This is a genomic window from Megalodesulfovibrio gigas DSM 1382 = ATCC 19364 (genome assembly GCF_000468495.1).
GTDB lineage: Bacteria > Desulfobacterota > Desulfovibrionia > Desulfovibrionales > Desulfovibrionaceae > Megalodesulfovibrio > Megalodesulfovibrio gigas.
The window spans coordinates 853,726-876,878 of sequence record NC_022444.1; the positions used below are offsets into that span (position 1 = coordinate 853,726).

Below are 23,153 nucleotides of genomic sequence, written 5' to 3' on the forward strand. Positions count from 1 at the left end.
CGCGCCAGTGCACCATACGGCATTGCCGTGAGGATGCAACCCGCCCCGGGAGGAGCCATGCCGATGCCTGCCACCGAGACCCTTCCAGACCCCCGCCCCCGCTGCGGCTGGTGCCTCAACAGCGCCGAGGAGCTGGCCTACCATGACGCCGAATGGGGCCTGCCCTGCCACGACGACGGCACCCTGTTTGAGTTCCTGATCCTGGAGAGTTTCCAGGCCGGCCTGTCCTGGCGGACCATCCTGCGCAAGCGCGAGCACTTCCGCCGCGCCTTCGCCGGGTTCGACCCGCAGCAGGTGGCCCGCTTCGACGACGCCGACCAGCAGCGTCTGCTGGCCGATGCCGGCATTGTGCGGCACCGGCAGAAGATCGCCGCCGCCATCCAGAACGCCCGGGCCTTCCTGCGGCTGCAGGAGGAAACAGGCAGCGCGGCCGGCTACTTCTGGAACTTTGTGGACGGCCGGCCCGTCGTCGGGCATCGGCAAACCCTGGCAGACATCCCGGCCGTGACGCCCCTGGCCCAGACCGTGGCCAAGGATCTGAAGTCCCGCGGCTTCGCCTTTCTGGGCCCCACCACGATCTATGCGCACCTGCAGGCCACGGGCGTGGTCAACGATCACCTGGTGTCCTGCTTCCGCTTCGCCGAAGTCCAGGCTGCTGCGGGATAACGCGCGTTGTGTTTGCAGCGAGGTTCCCCCCTCGCATCGCATCACTCCGGGCAACAGGATTCTGCCGGCGCGGCGTCATCAGCCGCCCCCTGCCGCGGCAGGGTGGCCAGAAGCACGCCCAGGAGAATACCCGCCCCGCCCAGGCCCTGGCGCAGGGTCATGGCCTCGCCCAGCATGGCCCAGGCCCCCAGGGTGGCCACCAGAGGCACGAGGTTGATGCCCAGGGACGCCCGGCCCGCGCCCAGGTGGGCCAGGGCATGGTTGTACGCCCAGAAGGCCGCCAGGGTGGGAAACAGCGCCAGGCCCAGGGTGGCCAGCCAAGCCTGGGCAGAGACGGCCGCAAGCTCCACGCCGGCCCCCTGCCAGAGGCCCAGGGGCAGAAAGAAGACAGCGCCCCAGAGCATCTGCCAGGCCGTCACCGCCTGCACGCCCAGTTCCCGCCCCAGGATATCCGCCTGGAGCATGTAGCCTGCTGCGGCCAGCACGGCCAGGAGCATCAGCCCGTCCCCGGGATTGACCCCGCCGCCCAGCCCGCCTTCTCCGGCCACCAGCATGGCCACCCCGGCCAGGGCCGCGGCCGCGCCGCACAGCAGCCGCCAGCCGGGCCGCTCGCCCCGCAGCAGGGAGCCGATGCACAGCACCGTTACCGGAATGCAGGCGGCGATGAGCGCTGCCTTGGCCGCCGAGGTCATGGAGACGGCATAGATTTCCAGGACAAAATACGCCCCGGGCAGGCAGGCGGCCATGGCCAGGATGCGAAGCAGCAGCCGGGGCGTCCAGCGTCGCCGCGGCCGTCGCAGGAGCAGCGGTCCGAACACCAGCGCCCCGAGACAGAATCGAATAGCCAGCAGCGTCAAGGGCGGCAGCCCCTGGCCGCCGGCCTCGCCCCCGGACAGCGCAATCTTGCTGCCCACAAAACTGAGTCCCCAAAACAACACCGCCAGGGCCAACGCAGCCCAGGCCGTTGCGGTTGATCGCACGACGTGCATCATGACAGCGCCTCCTTCCGTATGGACAGGGGCTATGCCAGACACGACGATGCGCCGGCTTGGACGATCTTGCAGCGGCCGCCGGCCTGGTACTGGCCGGGCGTGGCCGCCACGTGGCGCTTGAAGACGCGGTGGAAGTGGCTTTGATCCGAAAACCCCGTCTCCAGGGCCACCTGCGCCGGTGGCAGGCCCTGGGCCAGCAGCGTCTTGGCCAGTTCGAGACGGCGCTGCATCTGCCAGGCGTGGGGCGAAAGTCCCACCTGCCGCTGAAAACCTCGCAGCAACTGATACGGGCTGACGCCGGCCTGTGCCTGCGTGGCCGTCAGCGCCGCCAGTTCGTCCAGCGTCACCACCCGCCCCAGATGGGCCATGAGATGCGCCTGCACCGTGCCCACGTGCGCGGAAGGAAGCGGCGCTGGCGTTGCGAGCGGCGCGACGCCGCCGCATGCCCGGGACAGCACGGCCAGCAGTTCGTGGAAGGCCTCGTCCTTTTCCAACCGATCCCCGGGACCGCGAAACGCGGCATAGGCCCGGGCCAGGGTTTGGGCCGGGGTATGGGCCGGGGTATGGGTCTGGGCCTGGGCCACATTGCCCTGCCCCCCTGCCGCCGGCCAAAGCACCATGCCGGGACCGGACACGAGGCGCTCCGCCTGGGGGGAGGCAATCCATTCCGCACGCAAGAACAGCGCCTTGTATTGCAAGGCCTCCCCGGGCACGGGATTGCAGGCATGGGGCTCCCCGGGCGGCACCACCACCACCGCCCCGGCGGGCACGGGATGCAGGCCGTTGCGCAGCCGCAGCCGGGTGCTGCCGGCCTCCACCAGGGAGAGCATCAGGCAGTCGTGGGTATGCAGATGAAAGGCATCATCCGCCAGATGCGTGGTCCGGGCGTCCACCAGATACGGCAGGGCCGGATCACGCCAGAATTCCACGCGCGTCTTCGGAGGCGGGGCGATACGCCTGCGGCAGTGTCCCATGCGGCAATCTCCTTCCGAATCCATGCGTCACGCGCCGTCACGCGCCATAGGCGCGACGCAGTTCCATGAACAACGCCTCCCACCGGGCCGCAAGGCGCGGCAGGGCAAAGCGGTCCCGTGCCTCCACGGCCCTGGCGGCGCAGGCACGGCGCAGGGCATCGTCGGTCATCATGCGGTCCAGGGCGGCGATGAGGGCCGGGGCATCGTCCTGCGGCACCAGCAGCCCGTCCACCTCGTGACGCAGGATATCCCGCGGCCCGGTGAGGCAGTCCACACTCACGGCCGGCACCCCGGCGGCCAGGGCCTCCAGCAGGGTGCTGGGGAAGCCTTCGTAGTGCGAGGTCAGCACAAAAGCGTCGGCTGCGGCATACCACTCCCCCACATTGCCGGCCAGTCCTGGCAGGCGAATCCGCGCCGTCATGCCCAACCGCTCGCACTGCGCCTCCAGTGCGGCCCGTTGCGGTCCCTCGCCCAGGATGACCAGCTCCCACGCCAGATGCCGGGACGCCAGGACGGCAACGGCCTCCAGCAACCGGTCAAATCCCTTTTCCGGCACCAGACGGCCCACAGCCAGCAGCATGCGCCCGGCGGCTCCGGCCCGGGCGGGCTCCAGCAACGGCGGCTGCACCGGCAGCGGCCAGACCGCGGGATTGGGGATGACCGGCGCGCGCCGGGTCCGGGTGTGACGCAGCATCCAGTCCGCGGTGGTCGTGGTCAGGCAGACCACGGCATCCAGACGGCCATACAGGACCGCCCGGGCCAGGCTGCGCAGACGGCCCGGCAGGCCCCGGCCCAGCCGGTTCCTGGGGGGATAACTGTGCTCCGCGCCGATGGCCGTCCAGGAACGCCCCCGCCCGCCGGCCAGGGCCAGCAGACAGCTGCTCTCGGGCATGACCGCCAGCACCACATCCGGCGCCTCGCGCGCCAGCGCCTGCCGCAGGCTGCGCACCCGGGCCAGATTCTTGACCACGGCATGGAACACGCCGGCGGAGACGGCCTCCTGTCCCAGACACACACGCCGGATTGCGGGATGCAGGGCGTAGAAATCCCGGGCGGGCGGCGTCATGGTCAGCACCGTCACGGCCGTGATCGCGCCCCCAGCCTGTGCCGCCCAGTGGTTGGCCATGGTGGCCACCCAGCGCTCCGCCCCGCCCGCAGCCAGGGAATGGATAAGAAAACAGAGTTTCATGACGGCCCGGCTTCCGTCGTTCCAGCCCCGGGCATGCCCAGCTCCACAAACAGGGCCTCCCACTGGGCCGCGATGCGCGCCGGGGCAAAGCGATCCCGCGCCTCCACGGCCCGGACGGCGCAGGCACGGCGCAGGGNATCGTCCTGCGGCACCAGCAGGCCGTCCACGTCATGGCGCAGAATCTCCCGCGGTCCGGCCTCGCAATCCACACTCACGACCGGCACACCGTAGGTCAGGGCCTCGGCCAGGGTGTTGCCGAAGCCTTCGTACCGCGAGGTGAGGACGAAAAGATCCGCCGCCGCGTACCAGTCGCCGATGTTGCCCGCCACCCCCGGCAGGAGCACCCGGTCCGCCAGGCCCAGGCGCGCGCGCCGGGTTTCCAGGGCGGCCCGTTCCGGTCCCTCGCCCAGGATGGCCAGCCGCCAGCCCGGATGCCGCCGGGCCAGGGGCGCGAAGGCGTCCAGCAGGCGATCAAAGCCCTTCTCCACCGCCAGTCGTCCCACGGCCAGCACGGTGCGCTGTCCCGGCGTGGCAGGGGCGGGATCCAGCTGCGGAGGCTGCGCCGGCAAGGGCCAGGATATGGGATTGGCGATGACCGGGGCGCGCCGGACGCCGGCATGCCGCTGCAGCCAGGCCGCGCAGGGGGCGGCGTGGGAGATGACGGCATCCAGCCGCGGGTACAGCATGGTGCGCAGGGTCTCCCAGATGCGGCCCTGGCGGAACATCTGGGGGGGATACTCCTCGGCGCCGACGGCAATGCACGGCAACCCTTTTGCCGCCAGGGCCAGCAGGCAGTTGCTGGCCGTCATCACTCCCACGGCCACGTCCGGAGCCTCCTGGCGCAGCACCCGCCGCAGGGCCCGCACCCTGCCGATGTTGTGGCGCACGGCCTGCACCGCGTTCGCGCTGGGCTGATCCAATCCCAGGGCGACCCGACGCACGGCCGGATGCAGGGCATAAAAATCCAGGGCTGCGGCCGCCTGGGTGATCACCGTCACCGTTCGGCCTGTCGCGGCCCAGTGGCTGGCCAGGGTGGCCACGCAGCGCTCCGCGCCGCCGCAGGCCAGGGAATGGATGAGCAGGCAGTATTTCATGGGCAGTGCATGCGACGCGTGTTGCGGAACAAGGGATGGTGCTCCTCCTGGATGACGGCAAGGCCCGTCCCTGTCAATCCCGTACATGCCCCGGCAGGCAATGCCGAGACTATGCCGCGGCCTGCCGGGGGATCCGACCGACCGCCCCAACGCACAACACGCCGCCCCCGTTCGGGAGCGGCGTGTATGGAGGTGTCAGTCAGGCGCAATCAGCCCGACACAGGCAAGTAGCGGGGGCAATTAGCGGATGAACAGCATTTCCTGGTAGCACGGCAGGGACCACAGGTCGTCGGCCACCAGCGTTTCCAAGGCATCGGCAGCGGCGCGCACATCGCTCATGGCCGGCAGGGCCTTTTCGCAGAAGAACGTGGCGTGACCCAGGGTATCGCCATTTTCGTGCGCCAGGACCTTTTCCAGGACAGCGATCTTTTCGGTCAGCACCACCAGCAGGTCGGAGACTTCCTTGAGCACCGGGCTGGCGGCACAGGCAGCGCCGGCGGCCTTGTTGTTGGCGCAGGCAGCCGCCAGTTCGCCCTGGTACCGCATGGCAGCGGGGTAGATCACGGTCTTGGCCATGCGCACCATGAGGTTGGCTTCGGTGGCGATGGTCTTGCAGTACTGCTCCAGGTAGATTTCCTGGCGGGAGGCCAGTTCAGCCTTGGAGAGGATGTTGTACTTGCCGAAGAGCTCCACCACTTCAGGGGTGGTGAGCACGGGCAGGGCGTCCGGGGTGGTGCGCAGGTTGGGCAGGCCGCGTGTTTCGGCCTCGGCGTGCCATTCTTCGGAGTAGCCGTTGCCGTTGAAGACGATGGCATCGTGATCGACCATGATCTTCTGGATGACAGCCTGCACCGCGGCGTTGAGCTTGGAGGAATCGCCGCCGGTGGCAGCTTCCAGCTCATTGGCGATGTATTCCAGGGAGTCGGACATCATGGCATTCAGGGCCACCTGGGATCCGGCGATGGACATGGAAGAACCCACGGCGCGGAACTCGAAGCGGTTGCCGGTGAAGGCAAAGGGCGAGGTGCGGTTGCGGTCGCCGGCATCCATGGGCAGGGGCGGCAGGGTGTCCACGCCCACGTGCATGGCATCCTTCTTCTTGGAGCTCTTGAGGTCGCCCTTCTTGATCTGGTCGAACACGTCGGCCAGCTGCTCGCCCAGGTACACGGACATGATGGCCGGCGGGGCTTCGTTGGCACCCAGGCGGTGATCGTTGGAAGCGGAGGCCACGGTGGCGCGCAACAGGGCGCCGAACTTGTGCACGGCGCGGATGGCGGCGGCGCAGAACACCAGGAACTGCGCGTTTTCGTGGGGGGTGTCGCCTGGATCGAAGAGGCTGCCCAGTTCGTTGTTGCCGATGGAGTAGTTCAGGTGCTTGCCCGAACCGTTGATGCCGGCAAAAGGCTTTTCGTGCAGCAGGCAGACCATGCCATAGCGCTTGGCCACGGTGCGCAGGGTGGTCATGACCATCTGGTTGTGGTCCGTGGCCAGGTTGCCCTGCTCATAGATGGGGGCGATTTCGAACTGGCCGGGAGCCACTTCGTTGTGGCGGGTCTTCACCGGGATGCCCAGCTTGAAGAGCTCGTGTTCCACTTCCATCATGAAGGCCAGCACGCGGCGGGGGATGACGCCGAAGTACTGGTCTTCAAATTCCTGGCCCTTGGCCGGGGGCGCGCCAAAGAGGGAGCGGCCGGCGATGAGCAGGTCCGGACGGTTGAAGACGAAGTTGCGGTCGATGAGGAAGTATTCCTGCTCAGGGCCGGCATAGCAGGTGACGGGCGCCTTGGTGTTGGTGCCAAAGAGCTTGAGCACGCGCTGCGACTGGGTGTTCAGGGACTGCAGGGAGCGCAGCAGCGGGGTCTTCTTGTCCAGGGCCTCGCCGGTCCAGGACACGAAGGCCGTGGGAATGCACAGGAACACGCCGTTGGGGTTTTCCAGGATAAAGGCGGGGCTGGTCACGTCCCAGGCGGTGTAGCCACGGGCTTCGAAGGTGGTGCGCAGGCCGCCGGAAGGGAAGCTGGAGGCGTCGGGCTCGCCCTGGATGAGCAGCTTGCCGCTGAATTCGGCAATGGCGCTGCCCTTGCCGTCAGGCACCAGGAAGGCGTCGTGCTTTTCAGCAGTCATGCCGGTCAGGGGATAGAAGACGTGGGTGAAGTGCGTGGCGCCGCGCTCAATGGCCCAATCCTTCATGGAGTTGGCCACAGCATCGGCAATGGAGGCGTCCAGCTTTTCGCCGTGCTCAATGGTCTTCTTCAGGGATTTGTAAATGTTCTTGGGCAGGCGTTCGCGCATCACCTTGTCGCTGAACACGTTGCACCCATAAAGTTCAGTGGGCTTGGTTTCGCTGAAGTTCAGGGGAGCGCCTGCCGGCTTGTAATTGATGATGGCCGAGATTGCGTTCAAACGAGCCTGGATGCCGCTCATAGGTTCCTCTTTGCTTCTGGTTATCCGGTGTGCAGGGCGTGACTGCTGCCGAAGTTGTGTTTCAAGAAGGCTTGGAAAGCCGCCGGAGACGTGAGCTATTGCAAAAAGGTCGCCAGCGGCGCGCACGGTCCCGCGGCGATGCGACCGCCACCGGTTTCAGGCAGTTAGCAACGCGCGCGCCGACAAGGCAAGCAGAATACATGGTGGAAATTGACAATATTGTTGATCTGGCCAACAAAATTGTCATGCTTTTCAGCCCTGCACATGGCCAAGCCCTTTTGCTTTTGCCGTCAGGCTGTGATATGGGGAGCCATGCAGTGTACTTCCCGCCTTTTTGTCGCCCGCGCGGTGCGACGGCTGACCCTGCTGCTGGTCATCCTGACCATGCTGGCCGGCCTGACCGCCTGCGCCGACAGTTCCCGCCCGCCCGAGGGCGGCTCCTCCCTGGCTGCGGTGGAGCAGGCCCTGGCCGGCACACCGGCCTATTCCATCATCCTGGCCGACGCCCGGCAGAGCGGCACCTTCTTTTCATCCTACGCCTTGCAGTACGCCATTGAACGCGGCGGCGCGCTGTCCCTCACGGACTGGTTCGAGGTGGACAAGGCCGAATACGACAAATTTGCGCCCCTCAAGGGCATGACCCTGCTCAGTTATGCCGACGGCGTGCGCAATGCCACGGCTGCGCCGCCGGGCTTCCAGCACGTGGGGGACCCGAGCTACGGTTCCTGGCAGCGAGACAGCTCCGGCAACAGTTTCTGGCAGTTTTACGGCCAGTACCGCCTGCTGTCGGACCTCATGGGTCTGGTCATGGGCGGCACGTTGTCCCAGGGCGACTGGGACGGCGCCCGCCGCACCGGCAAGCTGCCGCCACGGCCGCCTTCCACCTCCCGGCCCAGCCCCCAGCGCGACGACTTCTTCAACCGGCGCATGAAGCAGGAGGCGGCCAAGGACACGAAATTTTCCAACAAGGTCGAACAGCGCCTGGGCCGCAGCACCGTGGGCACGCGCAGCCGCGGCGCTTCGCCCGGCAAATAGGGGATGCCCATGGTTTTGGAACTGCTGGACGGCTTGTTGACTGGCCTGATTTACATTCTTGCCGCCTTTGCCCTGTTTTACGCCGGCAAGTGGGTGCATGATTTCATCCACACTGAATTCAGCCTGCCCGAGGAGCTGTTCGTCAAGGACAACCCGGCCATGGCCCTCAGCGTGGTGGGCTATTACGCCGGGCTCACCCTGGCCATCGGCGGTGCGCTGACCGGGCCGAGCCGCGGCCTGTGGCGCGACCTGCTCGACATCCTGCTCTTTGGCGGCCTGGGTGTGGTGTTGCTGAACATCTCCTGGTATGTCTGCGATTTGTTCATTCTGCGCGGCTTCAGGGCCAGCGTGGAGATCCTGCGCGACCGCAACCAGGGCGCAGGCGCCGTGGCCGGGGCCTCCATGGTGGCCTCGGGGTTCATTCTGTTCGGCAGCCTGCAGGGCGACGGCGGGGTGTTCTCGGCCATCATCTTCTGGGGGCTGGGGCAGGCGCTGCTGGTGCTGGCCAGCTGGGTCTATGAATGGATCACCCCCTACAGCGTGCGGCAGGAAATGGAAAAAGACAATGTCGCGGTAGGGGTGGCGGCAGCCGGGGCGCTCGTGGGCATGGGCATGGTGGTGGGCTTGGCGGCAGAAGGGGATTTTGTTTCCTGGGGTGTCAGCCTGCCGCATTATCTGGCCTATGCAATCATCGGGCTGGCCATGCTGCCGGCGGTGCGCTGGCTGACGGACAAGGTCCTGGTGCCCGGGCACTGCCTGAGCCATGAACTCACCGGCCAGGAGACGCCCAACATGGGCGCAGCCTACACCGAGGCCTTTGCCTACATCGCCGCCGCGGCCTTCATCAGCTGGTGCGTCTGATCCGTCGTTTGTTCCGCCGGCCGCAGCTCGCGTCGCTCATCTCGCCACCGGATGCCAGCCGGGTGCTCAAGTGGTGCATCTTCGCCACGGGGCTGGCCGGCATCGTGGCCGAGTATGTCCTGTCCACCCTGGCCACCTATCTGCTGGGCAACGCCATCCTGCAATGGACCATGGTCATGAGCCTGATGCTCTTCGCCATGGGCCTGGGCAGCCGCCTATCCCGACACATTGACCGCAGCGTGCTGGATGCCTTTATCCTTGTGGAATGCGGCCTGACCGTGCTGTGCGCCGGTGCGCCCGTCCTGGCGTACGGCCTCGCCCCCTGGACCGCGCATCTGGATCTGATCATCTACGCCCTGGGCATGGGTGTGGGGCTGCTCATCGGCCTGGAAATCCCCCTGGCCACCCGCGCCAACGAAACCTACGAGGCCCTGCGCGCCAACATCGCCGGGGTCATGGAAAACGACTATTACGGCGCGCTGCTGGGCGGGGTGCTCTTTGCCTTTCTGGGCCTGCCGTTCCTGGGGCTGGCCTGGACGCCCATGGCCCTGGGCACGGTCAACTGGCTGGTGGCCGGCATTTTTCTGTGGAAATTCGGGAACCTGCTGGACCATCCCGGCCGCGCCCGCCTGGCCTTTCTCGCTGCCGGCATGGCCCTGGTGCTCATGGCCACGCACGTGGAGCAGGTGGTCTTTTACGGCGAGCAGTCCCGCTACAAGGATCCGATCGTCCATGCCGAGCAGACGCAGTATCAGAAGATCGTCCTTACCCAGAACCAGCAGCATTACTGGTTGTTTCTCAATGGCCAGCTGCAGTTTTCCACATTTGACGAAAAACGCTACCACGAACCCCTGGTGCACCCGGCCCTGCTCACGGCCGCCGCAGCCCGCGACTCCCTGCGCGTGCTGATCCTGGGCGGCGGCGACGGTCTGGCCGTGCGCGAGGTGCTGCGGCATCCGCAGGTTGCCGAAATTGTGCTGGTGGATCTGGACCCGGCCATGACCCGCCTGGCCCGGGAGCATCCCGTGTTGCGCGCCGTGAACCAGGAGGCCCTGCACAACCCGCGGGTGCGTCTGGAGCATGGTGACGCCGCCCGCTTCCTCAAAAACACCGAGGCGCTGTGGGATGTGATCCTCGTGGACCTGCCCGACCCGGACTCCATGGATCTGATGTCCTGCTACGACGTTTCCTTCTACCGGCTGGCCCTGGCCCGGCTGGCTCCCCAGGGCGTGCTGACCACCCAGGCCACCAGCCCCATCTTTTCGCCGGACGCCTTCCGCTGCATCGTCAAGACCATGCGCGCCGCCGGCCTGGCCGTGCTGCCCTACCGCAATCAGGTGCCCAGCCTGGGCGAATGGGGCTTTGTTCTGGCCATGGACGCCGCCCAGACTGACGAACCCAGCCTCAAACGCCGCGTGCTTTCCCAGGACTATGACGCCCTGCCCACGGAAATCCTCAATCGTGACGCCTTCATCTCCATGACCCACCTGGACAGGCAGATGCTCGCCCCGGACGCCATGGCCGGCATCGAGGTCAACGACCGCCTCAAGCCGGTGCTGCACCGCTACTACAGCCGCGGTGCGTGGATGATGTACTGAAGCAGTTTACTTTTGAAAACGGACGTTGCGAGAGGGAAAACCTTTCTTCAGAAAGGTTTTCCCCCGAGAACTTCTTTCAAAGACAACTTGCCCTCTTGCGTTCCCCCGAGCCCCCTCCAGTGGGGAAAGGCTTCAGCTCTTGAGCACGAAGGGATTGAAGTCGGTGTCGCGGTCGTAAACATCTTCACGCTCGGCCCGCTTGAGGAAGCCGACGAAGGCGTAGGTCAGCGGGGTGAAGAGCACCTCCACGGCCACCTTGAAGACATAATTGGAAATGATGACGGCCCACAGCAATTCCGCCGGCAGCACGCCCCAGAAGGCGATGACGCAGAACAACGCCGTATCCACGCCCTCCCCGGCCACGGTGGAGCCAATGGTGCGCACCCACAGTTGCCGGCCCGAGGACCAGATCTTCATGCGAGCCATGAGGTAGGCGTTGATGAACCCGCCGGCGAAATAGGCAATGAAGCTGGCGATGACGATGCGCGGCGCCTGGCCCAGGATGGTCTCGAAGGCGGCCTGATGGCCCCAGTCCGAGGCGGCCGGCAGCATGCCCACCACGGTGAGCAGGCCCGACAGCAGGAACAGGGAGAAGAACCCGGTCCAGATGACACGGCGGCTGCGGGCATAGCCGTACACTTCGGTGAGCACGTCGCCAAAGATGTAGGTCAGGGGAAACAGCAGGGTGCCGCCGTCAAACGTAAAAGGCCCCAGGACCACGATCTTGGTGGAGGCCACGTTGGAGATGAGCAGCAGGGCCACAAACAGCCCGGTGATGATGTCCAAGTACTGGTACTGCCTGGAAGCGGTCATGGCATTGATTCTCTGCGGGAAAAAATGAAAAAGAAATGCATGCCACGCCGCGCGCCGCCCCGTCAAGCGCCAGCGCCGCACATCGTCGCAACACATCACGTCTGCTTCTTTTTTTACAGTATCATATCCTGTCGTCACTATAAAAAGTCTTTGGGGAGGGGATTCGGGGGAACCCCTTTCTCCAGAAAGGGGTTCCCCCGATAACTCTTCTCAAAAACACACTCCCCTACCGCGTCGCGCCGGGGAGCAGGTTGGTGAACTGCCAGGGCTGGACCTGATGCCCCACGGAGGCTTCGAACTCATCTTCGGCCCACTGTTCGATGGTCAGAAACTGTTCGCCGTCCTCGCGTACGTAGTGCCACTGCAGGAAGGGCTTGGGCGAGGCGATGCCGTCTTTGTAGAAGTGGCCGCCGGCCATGTCTTCCAGATGAAAGCGCCGGCCCTCGCGCTCCAGGCTGTCTGGCGGGTCGCCCGTGTCGCGGATGCTGGCGCGGATGCGGTCGCACTGGGGCTTGCCCAGGGAGGCAAAGGGAATGGTCTGGGAGAGGGACCAGTATGGCTCGTCGTCCTCTTCCAGCTCCAGCCAGCGGGTGCCGGCGGTGGAATCCAGCTGCCATTCGCGGGTCTGGAAGTCCTTGAAGTCGTACCGGTTGACGGCCACGACCTGCCAGGTGGCGAGGTCATGATCCAGCATGTCGCCGGGCATGAGATCCGCGAGGGTCAGATCCGTGCGCGTCGGGGCCGAGGAGGCGTCTCCACCCATGCCGACGGTCTTGAGGAGGCGTGAAAACAGGCTCATGGCGATCCGCGTTGTTGAAGGATGCCGTTGGGATGGGCGCGGGGGAGCACCGTTCCGAAGAAGGGCGTTCCCCCGGGAACCCTTGAAGACAGCCTACGCCGGGGGCAGTTCCTTGACGGACGCCGCCGTGAGGATGCCCATCTTGCGCTTCAGGTCGTCCAGGCTCTGCACCACGGTGGGGTTGGTGCCGGCCAGGGCGGCATTGATCTCGTCGTCCACGCTTTTATCCACCTGGGCCATGTCGCCATAGGCCTGGGCCAGGGCTTCGTCCTGCTCCACCTTGTTTTTCATCTTTTCCAGCATGGCGATGGTGCCGGAGGTATCGATGCGGGAGAGCTGCTGGTTGATTTTTTTGGTGGCCTGGGCGGTGGTGGCCCGGGCCTTGAGGGTGCGCAGGTCGTTTTCGTAGGTCTGCACCGAGGCTTTGATCTTGTTGACGTTGGCCTGCAACTGGGCGGCCATCTGCTCATGGCGGGAGGCTTCCTGGGCCAGACGCAGGGCATCTGCGGCGCTGCTTTCCTTTTCCTGCAGGGCCTGGGCGGCCAGCCGTTCGGCCTCTGCCTGGGAAAGCGTCCCGGCCTGCATGCGCTGCAGCAGCAGGATGGCCTTTTTCTCGTAATCCGCAGCACGCAGGGCGGCGTTGTCTGCATCGCGGCGGGTGCGCAGGGCCAGGGCCTTGACCTCGGCCAGGCTCTGCATGGCCTGCTGCAGGTCCTGCCGGAGGTCGCGGATGCCTTGTTCGGTCATTTTGATGGGGTCTTCCAGCGAGTCCAGCACGGCGTGGGCTTCAGACTGGCCGACCTTGAAGAGACGACGGAAAATGGACATGAAAAACGCTCCTTGCAAACGCAATCGAGTCGCGGTCAGGCCTTGGCAAACGCCAGGAGTTCCGTGGAAAATTCCGCCAGGGCCAGGGACAGGGCGTGCACGCTGGCTTCCAGCTCGTTGCGGTCCAGGGTGGCCAGCTGCAACGTGTCGCGGAACAGCAGGGTCTTGGCGTCTGCCGTCAGGCAGAAGGCGCCGTGCAGCAGCTCGCGATTCATCTGCAGCAGGCGGATGCAGCAGGCGGCATCGCAGCGTTGCAACGGCATGATGACCTGCTCGATGACCAGAATGTCATCCTCGCAATCCACAATCATCTGCTTGATGCCATCTTCTTCCTTGTCCACGACAACGAGTTGTTCGGCGGAGTCTTCCTCCGCAATCACCATCCCCATGTCCAGGAGATACTCCTTGACCATGCGGAATGCGTTTACCGAAGGCTGCACTGGCTGCGTATGGGGCATGCGCTGCTCCTGATTGCTTGCGATTGAACACGACGATGCGGCCACACTACCGCATCGGCGCGCATTAGGGCAAGTTCTCTTTAAAAGGAGTTCTCGGGGGAAAGCCTTTCTGAAGAAAGGTTCTTNCCTTTTGCAAAAGGTTTCCCCGCTCGTCATGTCCTTTTTCAAGGGTAACATGCTCTACGGAAGGGCAACGGGCAACGCCATGAAAAAAGTGGACCCTGCGCCTTCCTCGCTTTCCACCCACAGCCGTCCCCCCATGAGGGCCGCCAGTTTGTGGGAGATAGCCAGCCCCAGGCCCGCGCCGCCGTATTTCTTGGTCATCACGTTTTCGGCCAGGGAAAAGGCCTCGAAGATGCGCGCCTGCTGGTCCGGGGCAATGCCGATGCCCGTGTCCTGGATCTCGATACGCAGGGGCACTGCGACGGCGGGGTCCAATTCCGGAAAATCCGCAGGCTCCAGGCACACGCGGATGGCGATCTCGCCCTGCTCCGTGAACTTGAGGGCGTTCCAGAAGATGTTGGACAGCGCCTGACGCAGACGCTCCATGTCCAGCACCACATTGCGGGGCACGTCCTCCTCGATGGTCCAGGAGAACTGCAGCCGTTTCCACTGCGCCTGCACGGCAAAGAGCTTGAAGAGGCCCTCCAGGGCGCGAGGCAGGTTGCACGGCAGGGCGGTGATGGCCAGACGGCCTTCGTCCAGACTGGACAAATCCAAAATATCGTTGAGGATGCGCAACAGATTGGTAGTGGAGCTGCGCACCATGCCCAGGTATTCGCGCTGGTCCTGGGTCAGTTCTTCGGCCAGCAGCAGTTCCGTGGCGCCCATGATGCCGTTCAGGGGGGTACGCAGTTCGTGGCTGATATTGGCCAGGAAGCGGGTCTTGGCCTGGCTGGCCTGTTCGGCCTGCTGCTTGGCGCGCAGCAACTGCTGCTCGTGCCGCCGCTGCTCGGTGATGTCCGTGAATACGCAGATGAGCCCCCGGGGCGAGGCGCTGTTCCCGTAAAAGGCCTTCTTTTCCAGCAACACATTGCGCACGCTGCCGTCGGCATGCGGAAAGAGCACCTCGCACTGCCGTCGGTCGCCGGAGGCCAGCACCTCCAGGTCGAACGCCTCCACCTGCCTGGCATCCTCTTCCTTCAGCAGATCGAACGCCGTCAACCCGCGCATCGCCTCCATGGAACGACCAGCGAACTCGGCAAAGGCCTGGTTGCAGCCGACGTAGCGCAGGGAGGTGTCCTTGATGTACAAGGGATACGGCACGGCCTGGATCAGGGACTCCATGAACCGCAACTGTTCCTGCAGGGCGCGGTCCGTCTGCAGGCGGGCGGTGATGTCCATGCCCACTTCCCAGCCGCTCCAGCCCGGGATGGGACACTGCCGGGAAATGTTGGTCCAGGCAAAGGTTCTGAATTCGCCGTCGGCGCAGCGCAGTGTCAGTTCCATGTCCCGGTAGTCGCGGCCGGAGTCATGGATGTCATGGTACTTGGCCATGGGATCCGCATAGGCGGCGTACATCCAGGAAACGCCGGGGAAGTCTCCGCTGAGGACCTGTTCGGCAGTGAAGCCGATGACGCGCTCGCACTCCTTATTCCAGAAGACGTAGCGGCCGTCCTTGTCGTGGGCATGGATGAGCACGGGCAGGGAATCCGCCAGGAGCATCATGCGCTTGCCGTGGTCGGCCAGGGCGGCCTCGGTGGCGATGCGATGCAGCTGCTCCCGGGCGCAGGCCAGACGCTGGGCGATGCAGACGGCAAGCAGGCCGGCAATGCTCTGGACCAGGGCCAGATGCTCCGGTGGCAGCCGGTCTGCGGCGCAGCGCAGGCGGCAGGGCACGTCGCCGTCCACGCGCACATCCACAGCCACGCCGCAAAGGGCGCCCTCGGTTTCCGACGATTCAGCCTCTTCCACGTGCCAGACATGGCCCGTCGTGGCGCGCAAGGAATCAAGCAGCTGCGCGAGCAGTGCTTCATCCAGGAAGGAAAGGACAAACGACCCAGAACCCTCAATACAGGGGGGCATGGTGAATTCCTTGGCTCGACATGATGCGCCGCGGCTCGACACTATCAAGAATGCATCCTAAACCATACCGCGTCAGCACGCCGGATGCAAGCGTGCGTCAAGGCCTGCGGTACGATACGCCTGCGCCCTTGCCTCCAGCGCCAGGGCCGCCTACACTGGCGCAAAGGGGAACCGCCATGCTGTGCATCATGCGCGTGCTGTGTTTTACAGGCTGGACATGCCTTGCCTGGGCCATGCTGCCGGCGCTTGCCTCGGCGCAATTGGCGGATGCGTTCACCACGCCGTGCGAGGCCTCGCCCGTGTACGAGCGCCCTGCTCCCATTATCCGCACCACCAAGGGAGTGGCCCTGTACCTGACCACGCGCTGCACGCGCACCGGGGAGTCCCAGTTCTGGGAATGCCTGGAAAAGGCGGAGGCCGGCAAACTGCTGATGGACTGCGCCGTGCAGCACGTGGACGGCCCCCCGGGCCGGGAAGTGCGCGTGGTCTTCACCACCCGGGAGCGCCTGGGGGGCACGCTGTGCAGTGTGGCCTGCAGGCCGATGCCGCAACCACAAAAATAACCGCACATATAGCACACCCGCTACATTGGGGCGCAGCACATGGCAAATGCACTGTCTGTGCAGTGCGGGACGCCTCGCCCATCGAACGCTGCGCATGAGACGTCTGGATATTGCCCCGCAGGTGCTGCGGCCCTGGCCAGGGCGTACACTGCTTCCATGCCGCATGAAGAGGTTGCGTAAGATTACCCGGTGGGATATGTTTTGTACTGGCGCAACGGCGGCGCACTTTGGCGGGACAGTACCCAGCAGTGACGATGTATCGCAACATGCGGTTGCCGTGCCTTGTGAAGGAGGCCCCGGGGCGTGGGATTGATAAACACATGCGACCTGCAACCGGACATGGTGCTCGGGAGCGATTTGTACGCCCCGAACGGCAGATTTTTGCTGGGCAAAGGGACCGTACTGGAGCCCAAACACATCCGCATCATGACCATCTGGGGTGTCCCGGAGGCCGACATCGCCGGCGTGCAACGCGATGTCGTCATGGGCGAGGCCATCTCGCAAATCAACCCGCTGGTCCTGCAGGAATGTGAGGAATGGCTTGCCTGGCGGTTCCGCCTGAGCAACAGGGGCCATCCCGTCATCCAGGAACTCTTCCAGCTGGCCTTGCTCTCCCTGTCGCGCCGGGTGCTCGAAGGCGCCTGCAAGCCTCCCGCCTTGTACGATCCGCAGGAAGACGAGCAATTCCTGCAGGAACACGCAGGGCTGGCCAGGGCCAATGTCTCCCTGGAATCCCTGGTGGCCCGGCATCTGAAGCTCTGCACCCTGCCGGACATCTACCACCGCATTGTGGAGGTGCTCCAGAACCCCCGCAGCTCGGCCATGCACATTGCCGATGTGGTGAGCAAGGATGTCAGCCTCTCGGCCCGGCTGCTCCGGCTGGTCAACAGTCCCTTTTATGGCTTTCCCGGGCGCATCGACACCGTCCAGCGGGCGGTGACCCTGCTGGGCTCCAACGAACTCACCACCCTGGCCCATGGCATCACCGTGGTGCGGGAATTCGAGAACATGCGCGCCCAGGGGCTGAACATGCGGCGCTTCTGGGAACACAGCGTGGCCTGCGGACTGTTTGCCCGGGCCCTGGCCGGCCGCAAGCCCGGCCTGTCCGAGGAGCGATTCTTCGTGGCCGGCCTGCTGCACGACATCGGCCGTCTGGTGCTGCTCAAGGAACACCCCGAGCACATGCACTATGCCATGGCGCTGGCCCGCGTGGAGGGCCTGACCCTCTGCCGGGCCGAGCTGCGCGTGTTCGGGTTCGATCACACCCAGGTGGCCAGCCGGCTGCTCAGGTCCTGGCATTTTCCGGCGGATCTTGAACGGATGATCACCTTCCACCACGCGCCCTTGAAGGCAGGCAACCTGCTGGAGGCGTCCTTCGTCAATGTGGCGGACTGCATTGCCCTGGCGCTCAATATCGGCTCCAGCGGCTCGCCCTTTGTCCCCAGCCTGGAAACCAGGGCCTGGGACGCCCTGGAGACCACCCCGGGCGTGGTCACCGGCGCAGCCCGGCACGTGGAACGGCAACTTGACGATATTGTTCGCATGTTTTTCGGTAAATAGTGTGACTACTAATGGATGACCGCCAGAAACCGCCCCCACCCGCATCGCCAGCCCCCTCTGACGGGCCAGATTGGTCAGGCCAGGAGGAACAGGCAGAGCTCATCCGGCGGCTCATCGTCGAAAAACGCGCCGCCCTGCACGCCCTGGAAATGGCCGCCTCCCTGGGCAGCTTCACCCTGAGCCTCAACCGGCTGGATTCGCCCCTGCCCATCCTGCTGGAAACCGCCATGAAGCTGCGCACCCTGGTGCGTTTTTCCGCCTTCGGCTTCTTTCTGGTGGACGAAGCAGACGGCGACCTGCAACTCGGCTTCCACGAGCCCGTCTCCCAGCGCCGCTGGTTCGAGGCAGAGCTGGAGCGGCTCATCCAGGATCACACCCTGGCCTGGGTGCTGCAGCGCGCCAAGCCGGTGCTGCTCGCCTCTGCAGACGGGTCGCAAACCCTGCTGCTGCACTCCCTGGCCACCATCTCCCGCACCCGCGGGGTGTTCATGGGGGTGCTGGGGCAGGACCGCGACGAGATTCTCGATCCATCCTACAGCCTCTTGTCCATCATTTTTCACGGCTGCGCCCATACGCTGGAGAGCTTCACCCTCTACGCCCGCATCCGGGACATGAACCGCCAGCTCAGCGAACACGTGGCCACCCTGGAGCTTTCGGAACTGGCCCTGCAGGAGCGGGGCCAGGCCCTGGAAGCCGTGGCCGTCCGGCACAGTCAGGATCTGGAACGCATGCACCAGGAACTGGCCCGGCACATGCTGGCCCTGCAGCAGGCCCAGGAAGAAAGCCGGCGGCACGAGGCCTTCATGCGGGCCGTGCTGGAACATGGCGCCGTGGGCGTGCTGGTGCTGGACCGAGAAGGCGTCATCCTGCACTGCAACGCACGCATTGCCCGGCTGTACCGCTTCGCGCCCGGCGCAGGACCCGGCATGCCCCTGGACGAGGTGGCCGCCCCGGCCCTGGCCGCCGCCCTGCGCGCGGAGCACGAGACGCTTTTTGCCTCCAGGGAAAGCCTCCTGGGCCTGGAGGAACACCTCGACACCACAGCCCACGGCGCACACATGAAAACCGTGTTCCTGGTGGAAGACCCGGCCACCGGCTCCAAGGCGGTCTGCCGGCTGCTCGTCTGCGTGGATCCGAACCAGCACCCCTTCCTGCGCCACCTGAACGAAGACCAGACCGCCCGCACCCGGCGTCAGGCCATGGCCGCCATGGCCGAACATCTCATGGCCACCCCGTTGGACGATTCCCAGCGCGCCATGCTGCGCTATCTGCTGGATCTGGCCGGCGTGCAGGACGAATAGGGCAGCCCTGCGACGGCAAAGAATCCGGGTGAAAACCTCCCCCGGCGCATCCCCTCGCGTGCCATACGTTGTCGCTGTTTGTTTTTGCCAATCGACGTCTTTGGAATGGCGGGGCCTGGGGGAACGCCTTGCAAAGACACCATATTCTGGGAGGCTGTCATGCAACGCACCAGCTGGGCGCAGGTTCCGGCATACATCACCAAGGATGGATCAGAGATCCGCGAGTTGATGCACCCCGCCGTACACGGCAATCTCCAGCAAAGTCTGGCCGAAGCCCGGGTGCCCCCCGGCGCGCGCACCCTGGCCCATGTGCACGTGCGCACCGAGGAACTGTATCACATCCTCGCCGGGCAGGGCCTGATGCAGGTGGGGGACGAATGGCAGACCGTGATCCCGGGCGATACCGTCTGCATCCCCCCGGGCACGGTGCACTGCATCGAAAACACCGGCGACGCCCCGCTGGTGCTGCTGTGCTGCTGCAGCCCGGCCTATGCCCACGAGGACACCCTCCTGCAGGAAACGTAACTTTTGCATGCCGCGACTCGACGCAGCCGGCCGCTCTGGTGTACGGTGCAGGCAATTGACACCTGTTTTCACCTGTTCCGCACCCAAGGGGGCTGCCATGCGATGGTGGACTGCGTTTCTGATCGGCGCGCTGTGCGTGTTTCCTGCTGCAACATCGGGCCATGCCAAAACCTCGCCGGCCGCTTCGCGGCCTGTGGCCGTCACGGTCTCGCCGCAGCGCTGTCTGGTGACAGAAGCCGTGCCCGTGCCTGCTGCCGGCACGGTGCAGTTCCTGCTCCCCCTGGCTGCGGAGCCTGAAGCCCTCGCCCTGGCCGCCCCGGCTGCACGTCTGGCCTCCCTCTCCTGGAAGCGCGTGCCCCTGACCGATGCCGAGCAGGTGGCTGCCCTGCGCAAGGAGCTGGACACCGTCCGCCTGGCCCGCAACACCGTGGCCGCGCAGCTGAAAGCCCTGAAAACGCAAGGCCAATTCCTCAAGACCATGCCCGGATTCAGGCCGGATCAGGCCAAGGAAGTGATTGAGGCCGCGGAGAGCATGGGCCGGCGTCTGGCCGAGCTGGGGATGCAGCAACTCCCGCTGCAGGAAGAAAAGCAGCGCCTGGACCGCGAAGTCGCCCGCCTTGAAGAGCAGCTCGGCCAGCTCACCGGCGATGCCCGCCAGGCCTGGGAAGTGACGGCGCGCTTTGATGCCGGCAATGCCGGCCGCGCCTTTCAGGCCAACGCCACCTATCCCCTGGCCGACTGCGGCTGGGAACCCTCCTACCGCCTGGACGCCCGGCCCGCCGCCAAGACTGTGGCCTTTGCCTACGACGCCCGCGTCTGGCAGCGCACGGGCGCGGACTGGACCGACGTCCGCCTGACGCTGGCCACCGCCCTGCCCTTGTCCGGCCTCACGCCGCCAGACATCCCACCCTGGATCATCCAGCAGCGGCCCGAACCCCGGCCCATGGCCAAGGCCATGCGCATGGAAGCGCCGGGCGGTGCGGGCATGGCCATGGACGCCATGAACACGGCCCCTGCGGAAATGCTCGCCGCGGCCCCCGCCCCGATGCAGGAGGAACGCGCCACCTACACCGCCTGGGACATGGGCGTGCGCACCATCCCCGCCGGCGAGGCCCCGCGCCTGGAAGTGGTCGCCGAGACCTGGCCCGCCGCCTTCCGCTACACCATCCGCCCCTCCCAGGGCCCCACGGCCTGGCTCACGGCCAATGCCACCCTGCCCACGGTGCAGGATCTGCCCCCTGGCGAGGCCCTGTTCCTGGTGGATGGCGCCCTGGCCGGCCGCCGGCACTTCGCCCTGGCCGGCAACCAGACGGACCTGTTCTTCGGCGAAGCGCCCTTCATCAAGACCACCACCGAGCTGGTGGCCCGGGAATCCGGCGAGACGGGCTTCATCAGCAGCAAACAAACCCACCGCTGGAACTGGAAGTTCACCGTCCAGAACCTGGGCAAGGCCGTGGCCCCCGTGCGCGTGGAAGAACCCAACCCCCAGCGCCGCGACGAGCGCATGGAGCTCAAGATCGCCTCCACGCCTCAGACCAGCCGCACCGACGAGCAGATTCTGTACTGGGAAAAGGACCTCAAGCCCGGAGAAAAATTCGTCATCAATCATGACATCACCCTCACCGCGCCCGGCGACATGAAGCTGGACGCGGGCTGGCGGTAACAGCCATGCAGCCCCCCACGCACGAGGCCGCGCATGTGACGCATCTGTCCCTGAGCATCGGACTGACCCAGGGCGTGCTGGCGGCCGTCCTGGTGAACATGGACCCCGCCACACCGGCGATGGCGGCCACGATGGCGGCGCTCTTCACCCTGGTGATCGTCCCGGGCCTGGGGTTGCAGCATGCCTGGCCCGCGCAACGCCCGACACGGCTGCTGCTCTGGCTGGGCCTGCTGACGGCCATCCTGGCCGGCTGCGCGGCGTGGGTCTGCTGGGATCAACCATTCGGCGACGCGCCAGAGCTGGGCCGCACCAACCGGCTGGTCAGCCTGCTGCTCTGGGGCACGGGCGGGATCTGGTGCGGCATCTCCCTGGCTGGCGCCGCCGCGGAGACGACGCCCACGCCAACCGACCGCCTGCAGTGGTTGCGGGGCGTCATGCATCAGTCCCTGGCCGCACTGGCCGTGGTGGGGGTGGTGTATCTTGTCATTGCCGCGGGCGTGGCCCTGCTGAATCTGGTGGGCCTGGACCTGGAGGACCTGATCTATTCCGAGGAGGGCACGGCCTTCCTGATTCCCGTGGCCTGGGGCCTTGGCATGCACGGCCTGCGTCGTCGCGCCGCAGCGCACGCAGGCCCGGCCCAACTGGCCAACGCTGCCGGGCAGCTGGATGCCCGGCTCGCCCGGGCGCTCCTGCCGGTCATGGCCGGGCTGGTGGGCATCTTCCTCGTGGGCCTGCTGATCCAGGGCCTGGAACCGTTGTGGAACACCCGCGCGGCAACGGCCATCCTGCTGGGCATGCAGGGGCTGGTGGTGGCCGCCGCCATGCTGGCCGCCTCCACGATCCAGGATGATGACGCCGCCGGCGCATCCCCCGTCCCGGCCGTTGTCCGTCACAGCACCGATGCCCTGCTGCTGGCCCTGCCCGTGCTGGCCGCATTGGCCGGCCATGCCCTGTGGCTGCGCATCGCCCAGCACGGCCTGACGCCGGAGCGCCTGCACGCCACGGCCCTGTGTCTGCTGGCGACCCTGGCCGCCCTGGGCCTGGCCGGCGTGGTCCTGCGCACCCGGCTGCGTCGGCGTCCCTGGCTGGAAGGCGCGCCCGTGGTTGCCTGGGCCGTGGCCGGCACGGTGGTGGCCATCTCCATCTTGTTCCACACTCCCCTTCTCGATCCCCTGGGCCTGAGCGCCCGCAGCCAATACGCCCGCCTGACCGCCGGCCAGGTGGACACCGCCGCCTATCGGTTCGATACCCTGTGGTGGGAACTGGGGACAGAAGGCCGCGCCATGGCCCGGCAACTCCAGGCCGAACTGCCCGAACTGCAGGCGCGGGGCGTGTATTCCGAACGGCAGGTCTCGGCCCTGCAGCGCCGGCTGGAGGAAACCATCGCCCGGGGCGGCGCCCTGCAGCACCTGCCAGAGATTGCCGTCACAGACATCGAAGTGATCCCGCCAGACGCCGGCGCGTCCCCCGAGCTGCTGGCGGCCGTGGCAGACACTGCCCGGCTCCGGCCTGCCCACGAGGGCGGCACCCTGGCCATCACCCCCCTGCAGGCCGACAACGACGCCGAAACGGAATGGCTGCTCATCCCGTCGGGGGATTTCTGGCCGGTGCTGCTGTTCGACCGCCACAGCAATGGCACCTGGGAGCATATGGGCGACTATTCCACGAGCATCCCCCGCGCAACGCTGCTGCAGGCCATTTCGGCAGGCACGCTGCAAACGCAGCAGCCGCCCTATCACGACCTGACCGTGGACGGCAGGCCCGTGCCCCTCTCCCGGCACTGAG

General features: G+C 66.1%; 20 protein-coding genes. 10 read left to right on the plus strand and 10 right to left on the minus strand.

All coding sequences use genetic code 11. From position 1 onward, the window contains the following. Positions 1-57: 57 nt before the first annotated feature. Positions 58-666: a DNA-3-methyladenine glycosylase I gene (locus DGI_RS03755; RefSeq protein ID WP_407656287.1), complete on the plus strand. Its 609-nt coding sequence runs from the start codon at positions 58-60 to the stop codon at positions 664-666. 41 nt (positions 667-707) lie between these two features. Here the strand turns inward: DGI_RS03755 and DGI_RS03760 are convergent, their stop codons facing one another. The 5 genes from DGI_RS03760 to DGI_RS03780 form a co-directional block, all read right to left on the minus strand. Next, positions 708-1,658 carry a DMT family transporter gene (locus DGI_RS03760; protein WP_021759369.1) on the minus strand — a complete coding sequence of 317 codons (951 nt, stop codon included), beginning with the start codon at positions 1,656-1,658 and terminating at the stop codon, positions 708-710. A 29-nt stretch (positions 1,659-1,687) separates the two neighbouring features. Continuing rightward, positions 1,688-2,632 (minus strand): AraC family transcriptional regulator, encoded by a 945-nt coding sequence (locus DGI_RS03765; protein WP_021759370.1) that lies wholly within the window; start codon positions 2,630-2,632, stop codon positions 1,688-1,690. A 37-nt stretch (positions 2,633-2,669) separates the two neighbouring features. After that, positions 2,670-3,821, minus strand: coding sequence for a glycosyltransferase family 4 protein (locus DGI_RS03770; protein WP_021759371.1), 1,152 nt, complete (start codon positions 3,819-3,821; stop codon positions 2,670-2,672). Beyond that, positions 3,818-5,002: a glycosyltransferase family 4 protein gene (locus tag DGI_RS03775; protein WP_456152270.1), complete on the minus strand. Its 1,185-nt coding sequence runs from the start codon at positions 5,000-5,002 to the stop codon at positions 3,818-3,820. Before DGI_RS03775 ends, DGI_RS03770 begins: the two co-directional genes overlap by 4 nt. A gap of 153 nt (positions 5,003-5,155) precedes the next feature. Beyond that, on the minus strand, positions 5,156-7,339 hold the full coding sequence (locus DGI_RS03780) for a glutamine synthetase III family protein (protein ID WP_021759373.1): 2,184 nt from the start codon (positions 7,337-7,339) through the stop codon (positions 5,156-5,158). A 312-nt stretch (positions 7,340-7,651) separates the two neighbouring features. On the opposite strand from DGI_RS03780, the gene DGI_RS16870 reads away from it, so the two are divergent. From DGI_RS16870 to DGI_RS03795, 3 genes are read left to right on the plus strand one after another with little or no spacing between them, the layout of a single operon-like run. Then, positions 7,652-8,374, plus strand: coding sequence for a hypothetical protein (locus DGI_RS16870; RefSeq protein ID WP_027192780.1), 723 nt, complete (start codon positions 7,652-7,654; stop codon positions 8,372-8,374). A 9-nt stretch (positions 8,375-8,383) separates the two neighbouring features. Then, positions 8,384-9,235, plus strand: coding sequence for a DUF350 domain-containing protein (locus DGI_RS03790; RefSeq protein WP_027192779.1), 852 nt, complete (start codon positions 8,384-8,386; stop codon positions 9,233-9,235). Beyond that, the gene (locus DGI_RS03795; RefSeq protein ID WP_158407284.1) at positions 9,226-10,833 is read left to right on the plus strand and encodes a polyamine aminopropyltransferase; all 1,608 of its coding nucleotides are present in this window, start codon (positions 9,226-9,228) and stop codon (positions 10,831-10,833) included. The genes DGI_RS03790 and DGI_RS03795 overlap by 10 nt, the downstream gene beginning before the upstream one ends. A 132-nt stretch (positions 10,834-10,965) precedes the next feature. Here the strand turns inward: DGI_RS03795 and DGI_RS03800 are convergent, their stop codons facing one another. From DGI_RS03800 to DGI_RS03820, 5 genes are all read right to left on the minus strand, one after another. Further along, complete coding sequence (locus tag DGI_RS03800) at positions 10,966-11,646, minus strand: queuosine precursor transporter (protein WP_021759377.1); 681 nt, start codon at positions 11,644-11,646, stop codon at positions 10,966-10,968. Positions 11,647-11,872: 226 nt separating this feature from the next. Beyond that, positions 11,873-12,445, minus strand: coding sequence for a DUF4178 domain-containing protein (locus tag DGI_RS03805; protein WP_021759378.1), 573 nt, complete (start codon positions 12,443-12,445; stop codon positions 11,873-11,875). A gap of 93 nt (positions 12,446-12,538) precedes the next feature. After that, entirely contained in the window at positions 12,539-13,273 is a 735-nt protein-coding gene (locus DGI_RS03810; protein ID WP_021759379.1) for a PspA/IM30 family protein, read from the minus strand. 35 nt (positions 13,274-13,308) lie between these two features. After that, entirely contained in the window at positions 13,309-13,731 is a 423-nt protein-coding gene (locus tag DGI_RS03815; protein WP_034606758.1) for a YbjN domain-containing protein, read from the minus strand. A gap of 180 nt (positions 13,732-13,911) precedes the next feature. Further along, positions 13,912-15,756 carry an ATP-binding protein gene (locus tag DGI_RS03820; RefSeq protein WP_027192777.1) on the minus strand — a complete coding sequence of 615 codons (1,845 nt, stop codon included), beginning with the start codon at positions 15,754-15,756 and terminating at the stop codon, positions 13,912-13,914. Between the two features lie 176 nt (positions 15,757-15,932). On the opposite strand from DGI_RS03820, the gene DGI_RS03825 reads away from it, so the two are divergent. From DGI_RS03825 to DGI_RS03850, 6 genes are all read left to right on the plus strand, one after another. Beyond that, on the plus strand, positions 15,933-16,319 hold the full coding sequence (locus DGI_RS03825) for a hypothetical protein (RefSeq protein WP_027192776.1): 387 nt from the start codon (positions 15,933-15,935) through the stop codon (positions 16,317-16,319). 303 nt (positions 16,320-16,622) lie between these two features. Next, entirely contained in the window at positions 16,623-17,879 is a 1,257-nt protein-coding gene (locus DGI_RS03830) for an HDOD domain-containing protein (RefSeq protein ID WP_021759385.1), read from the plus strand. Between the two features lie 11 nt (positions 17,880-17,890). Next, entirely contained in the window at positions 17,891-19,180 is a 1,290-nt protein-coding gene (locus tag DGI_RS03835; RefSeq protein ID WP_021759387.1) for a PAS domain-containing protein, read from the plus strand. A gap of 159 nt (positions 19,181-19,339) precedes the next feature. After that, complete coding sequence (locus tag DGI_RS03840) at positions 19,340-19,705, plus strand: cupin domain-containing protein (RefSeq protein WP_021759389.1); 366 nt, start codon at positions 19,340-19,342, stop codon at positions 19,703-19,705. Positions 19,706-19,802: 97 nt separating this feature from the next. Continuing rightward, a complete protein-coding gene (locus DGI_RS16875; protein ID WP_051286177.1) occupies positions 19,803-21,368 on the plus strand; it encodes a DUF4139 domain-containing protein in 1,566 nt (521 codons plus the stop codon). A 5-nt stretch (positions 21,369-21,373) separates the two neighbouring features. Next, positions 21,374-23,152 (plus strand): DUF4153 domain-containing protein, encoded by a 1,779-nt coding sequence (locus DGI_RS03850; RefSeq protein ID WP_021759392.1) that lies wholly within the window; start codon positions 21,374-21,376, stop codon positions 23,150-23,152. Position 23,153: the final 1 nt, after the last annotated feature.

What these genes read in the sequence shown, in the direction of transcription:
- DGI_RS03755 (WP_407656287.1), top strand. Translation starts at nt 58, where the DNA reads ATGCCGATGCCTGCCACCGAGACCCTTCCAGACCCCCGCCCCCGCTGC.
- DGI_RS03760 (WP_021759369.1), bottom strand. Translation starts at nt 1,658, where the DNA reads ATGATGCACGTCGTGCGATCAACCGCAACGGCCTGGGCTGCGTTGGCC.
- DGI_RS03765 (WP_021759370.1), bottom strand. Translation starts at nt 2,632, where the DNA reads ATGGGACACTGCCGCAGGCGTATCGCCCCGCCTCCGAAGACGCGCGTG.
- DGI_RS03770 (WP_021759371.1), bottom strand. Translation starts at nt 3,821, where the DNA reads ATGAAACTCTGTTTTCTTATCCATTCCCTGGCTGCGGGCGGGGCGGAG.
- DGI_RS03780 (WP_021759373.1), bottom strand. Translation starts at nt 7,339, where the DNA reads ATGAGCGGCATCCAGGCTCGTTTGAACGCAATCTCGGCCATCATCAAT.
- DGI_RS16870 (WP_027192780.1), top strand. Translation starts at nt 7,652, where the DNA reads ATGCAGTGTACTTCCCGCCTTTTTGTCGCCCGCGCGGTGCGACGGCTG.
- DGI_RS03790 (WP_027192779.1), top strand. Translation starts at nt 8,384, where the DNA reads ATGGTTTTGGAACTGCTGGACGGCTTGTTGACTGGCCTGATTTACATT.
- DGI_RS03800 (WP_021759377.1), bottom strand. Translation starts at nt 11,646, where the DNA reads ATGACCGCTTCCAGGCAGTACCAGTACTTGGACATCATCACCGGGCTG.
- DGI_RS03805 (WP_021759378.1), bottom strand. Translation starts at nt 12,445, where the DNA reads ATGAGCCTGTTTTCACGCCTCCTCAAGACCGTCGGCATGGGTGGAGAC.
- DGI_RS03810 (WP_021759379.1), bottom strand. Translation starts at nt 13,273, where the DNA reads ATGTCCATTTTCCGTCGTCTCTTCAAGGTCGGCCAGTCTGAAGCCCAC.
- DGI_RS03815 (WP_034606758.1), bottom strand. Translation starts at nt 13,731, where the DNA reads ATGCCCCATACGCAGCCAGTGCAGCCTTCGGTAAACGCATTCCGCATG.
- DGI_RS03820 (WP_027192777.1), bottom strand. Translation starts at nt 15,756, where the DNA reads ATGCCCCCCTGTATTGAGGGTTCTGGGTCGTTTGTCCTTTCCTTCCTG.
- DGI_RS03825 (WP_027192776.1), top strand. Translation starts at nt 15,933, where the DNA reads ATGCTGTGCATCATGCGCGTGCTGTGTTTTACAGGCTGGACATGCCTT.
- DGI_RS03835 (WP_021759387.1), top strand. Translation starts at nt 17,891, where the DNA reads ATGGATGACCGCCAGAAACCGCCCCCACCCGCATCGCCAGCCCCCTCT.
- DGI_RS03840 (WP_021759389.1), top strand. Translation starts at nt 19,340, where the DNA reads ATGCAACGCACCAGCTGGGCGCAGGTTCCGGCATACATCACCAAGGAT.
- DGI_RS16875 (WP_051286177.1), top strand. Translation starts at nt 19,803, where the DNA reads ATGCGATGGTGGACTGCGTTTCTGATCGGCGCGCTGTGCGTGTTTCCT.
- DGI_RS03850 (WP_021759392.1), top strand. Translation starts at nt 21,374, where the DNA reads ATGCAGCCCCCCACGCACGAGGCCGCGCATGTGACGCATCTGTCCCTG.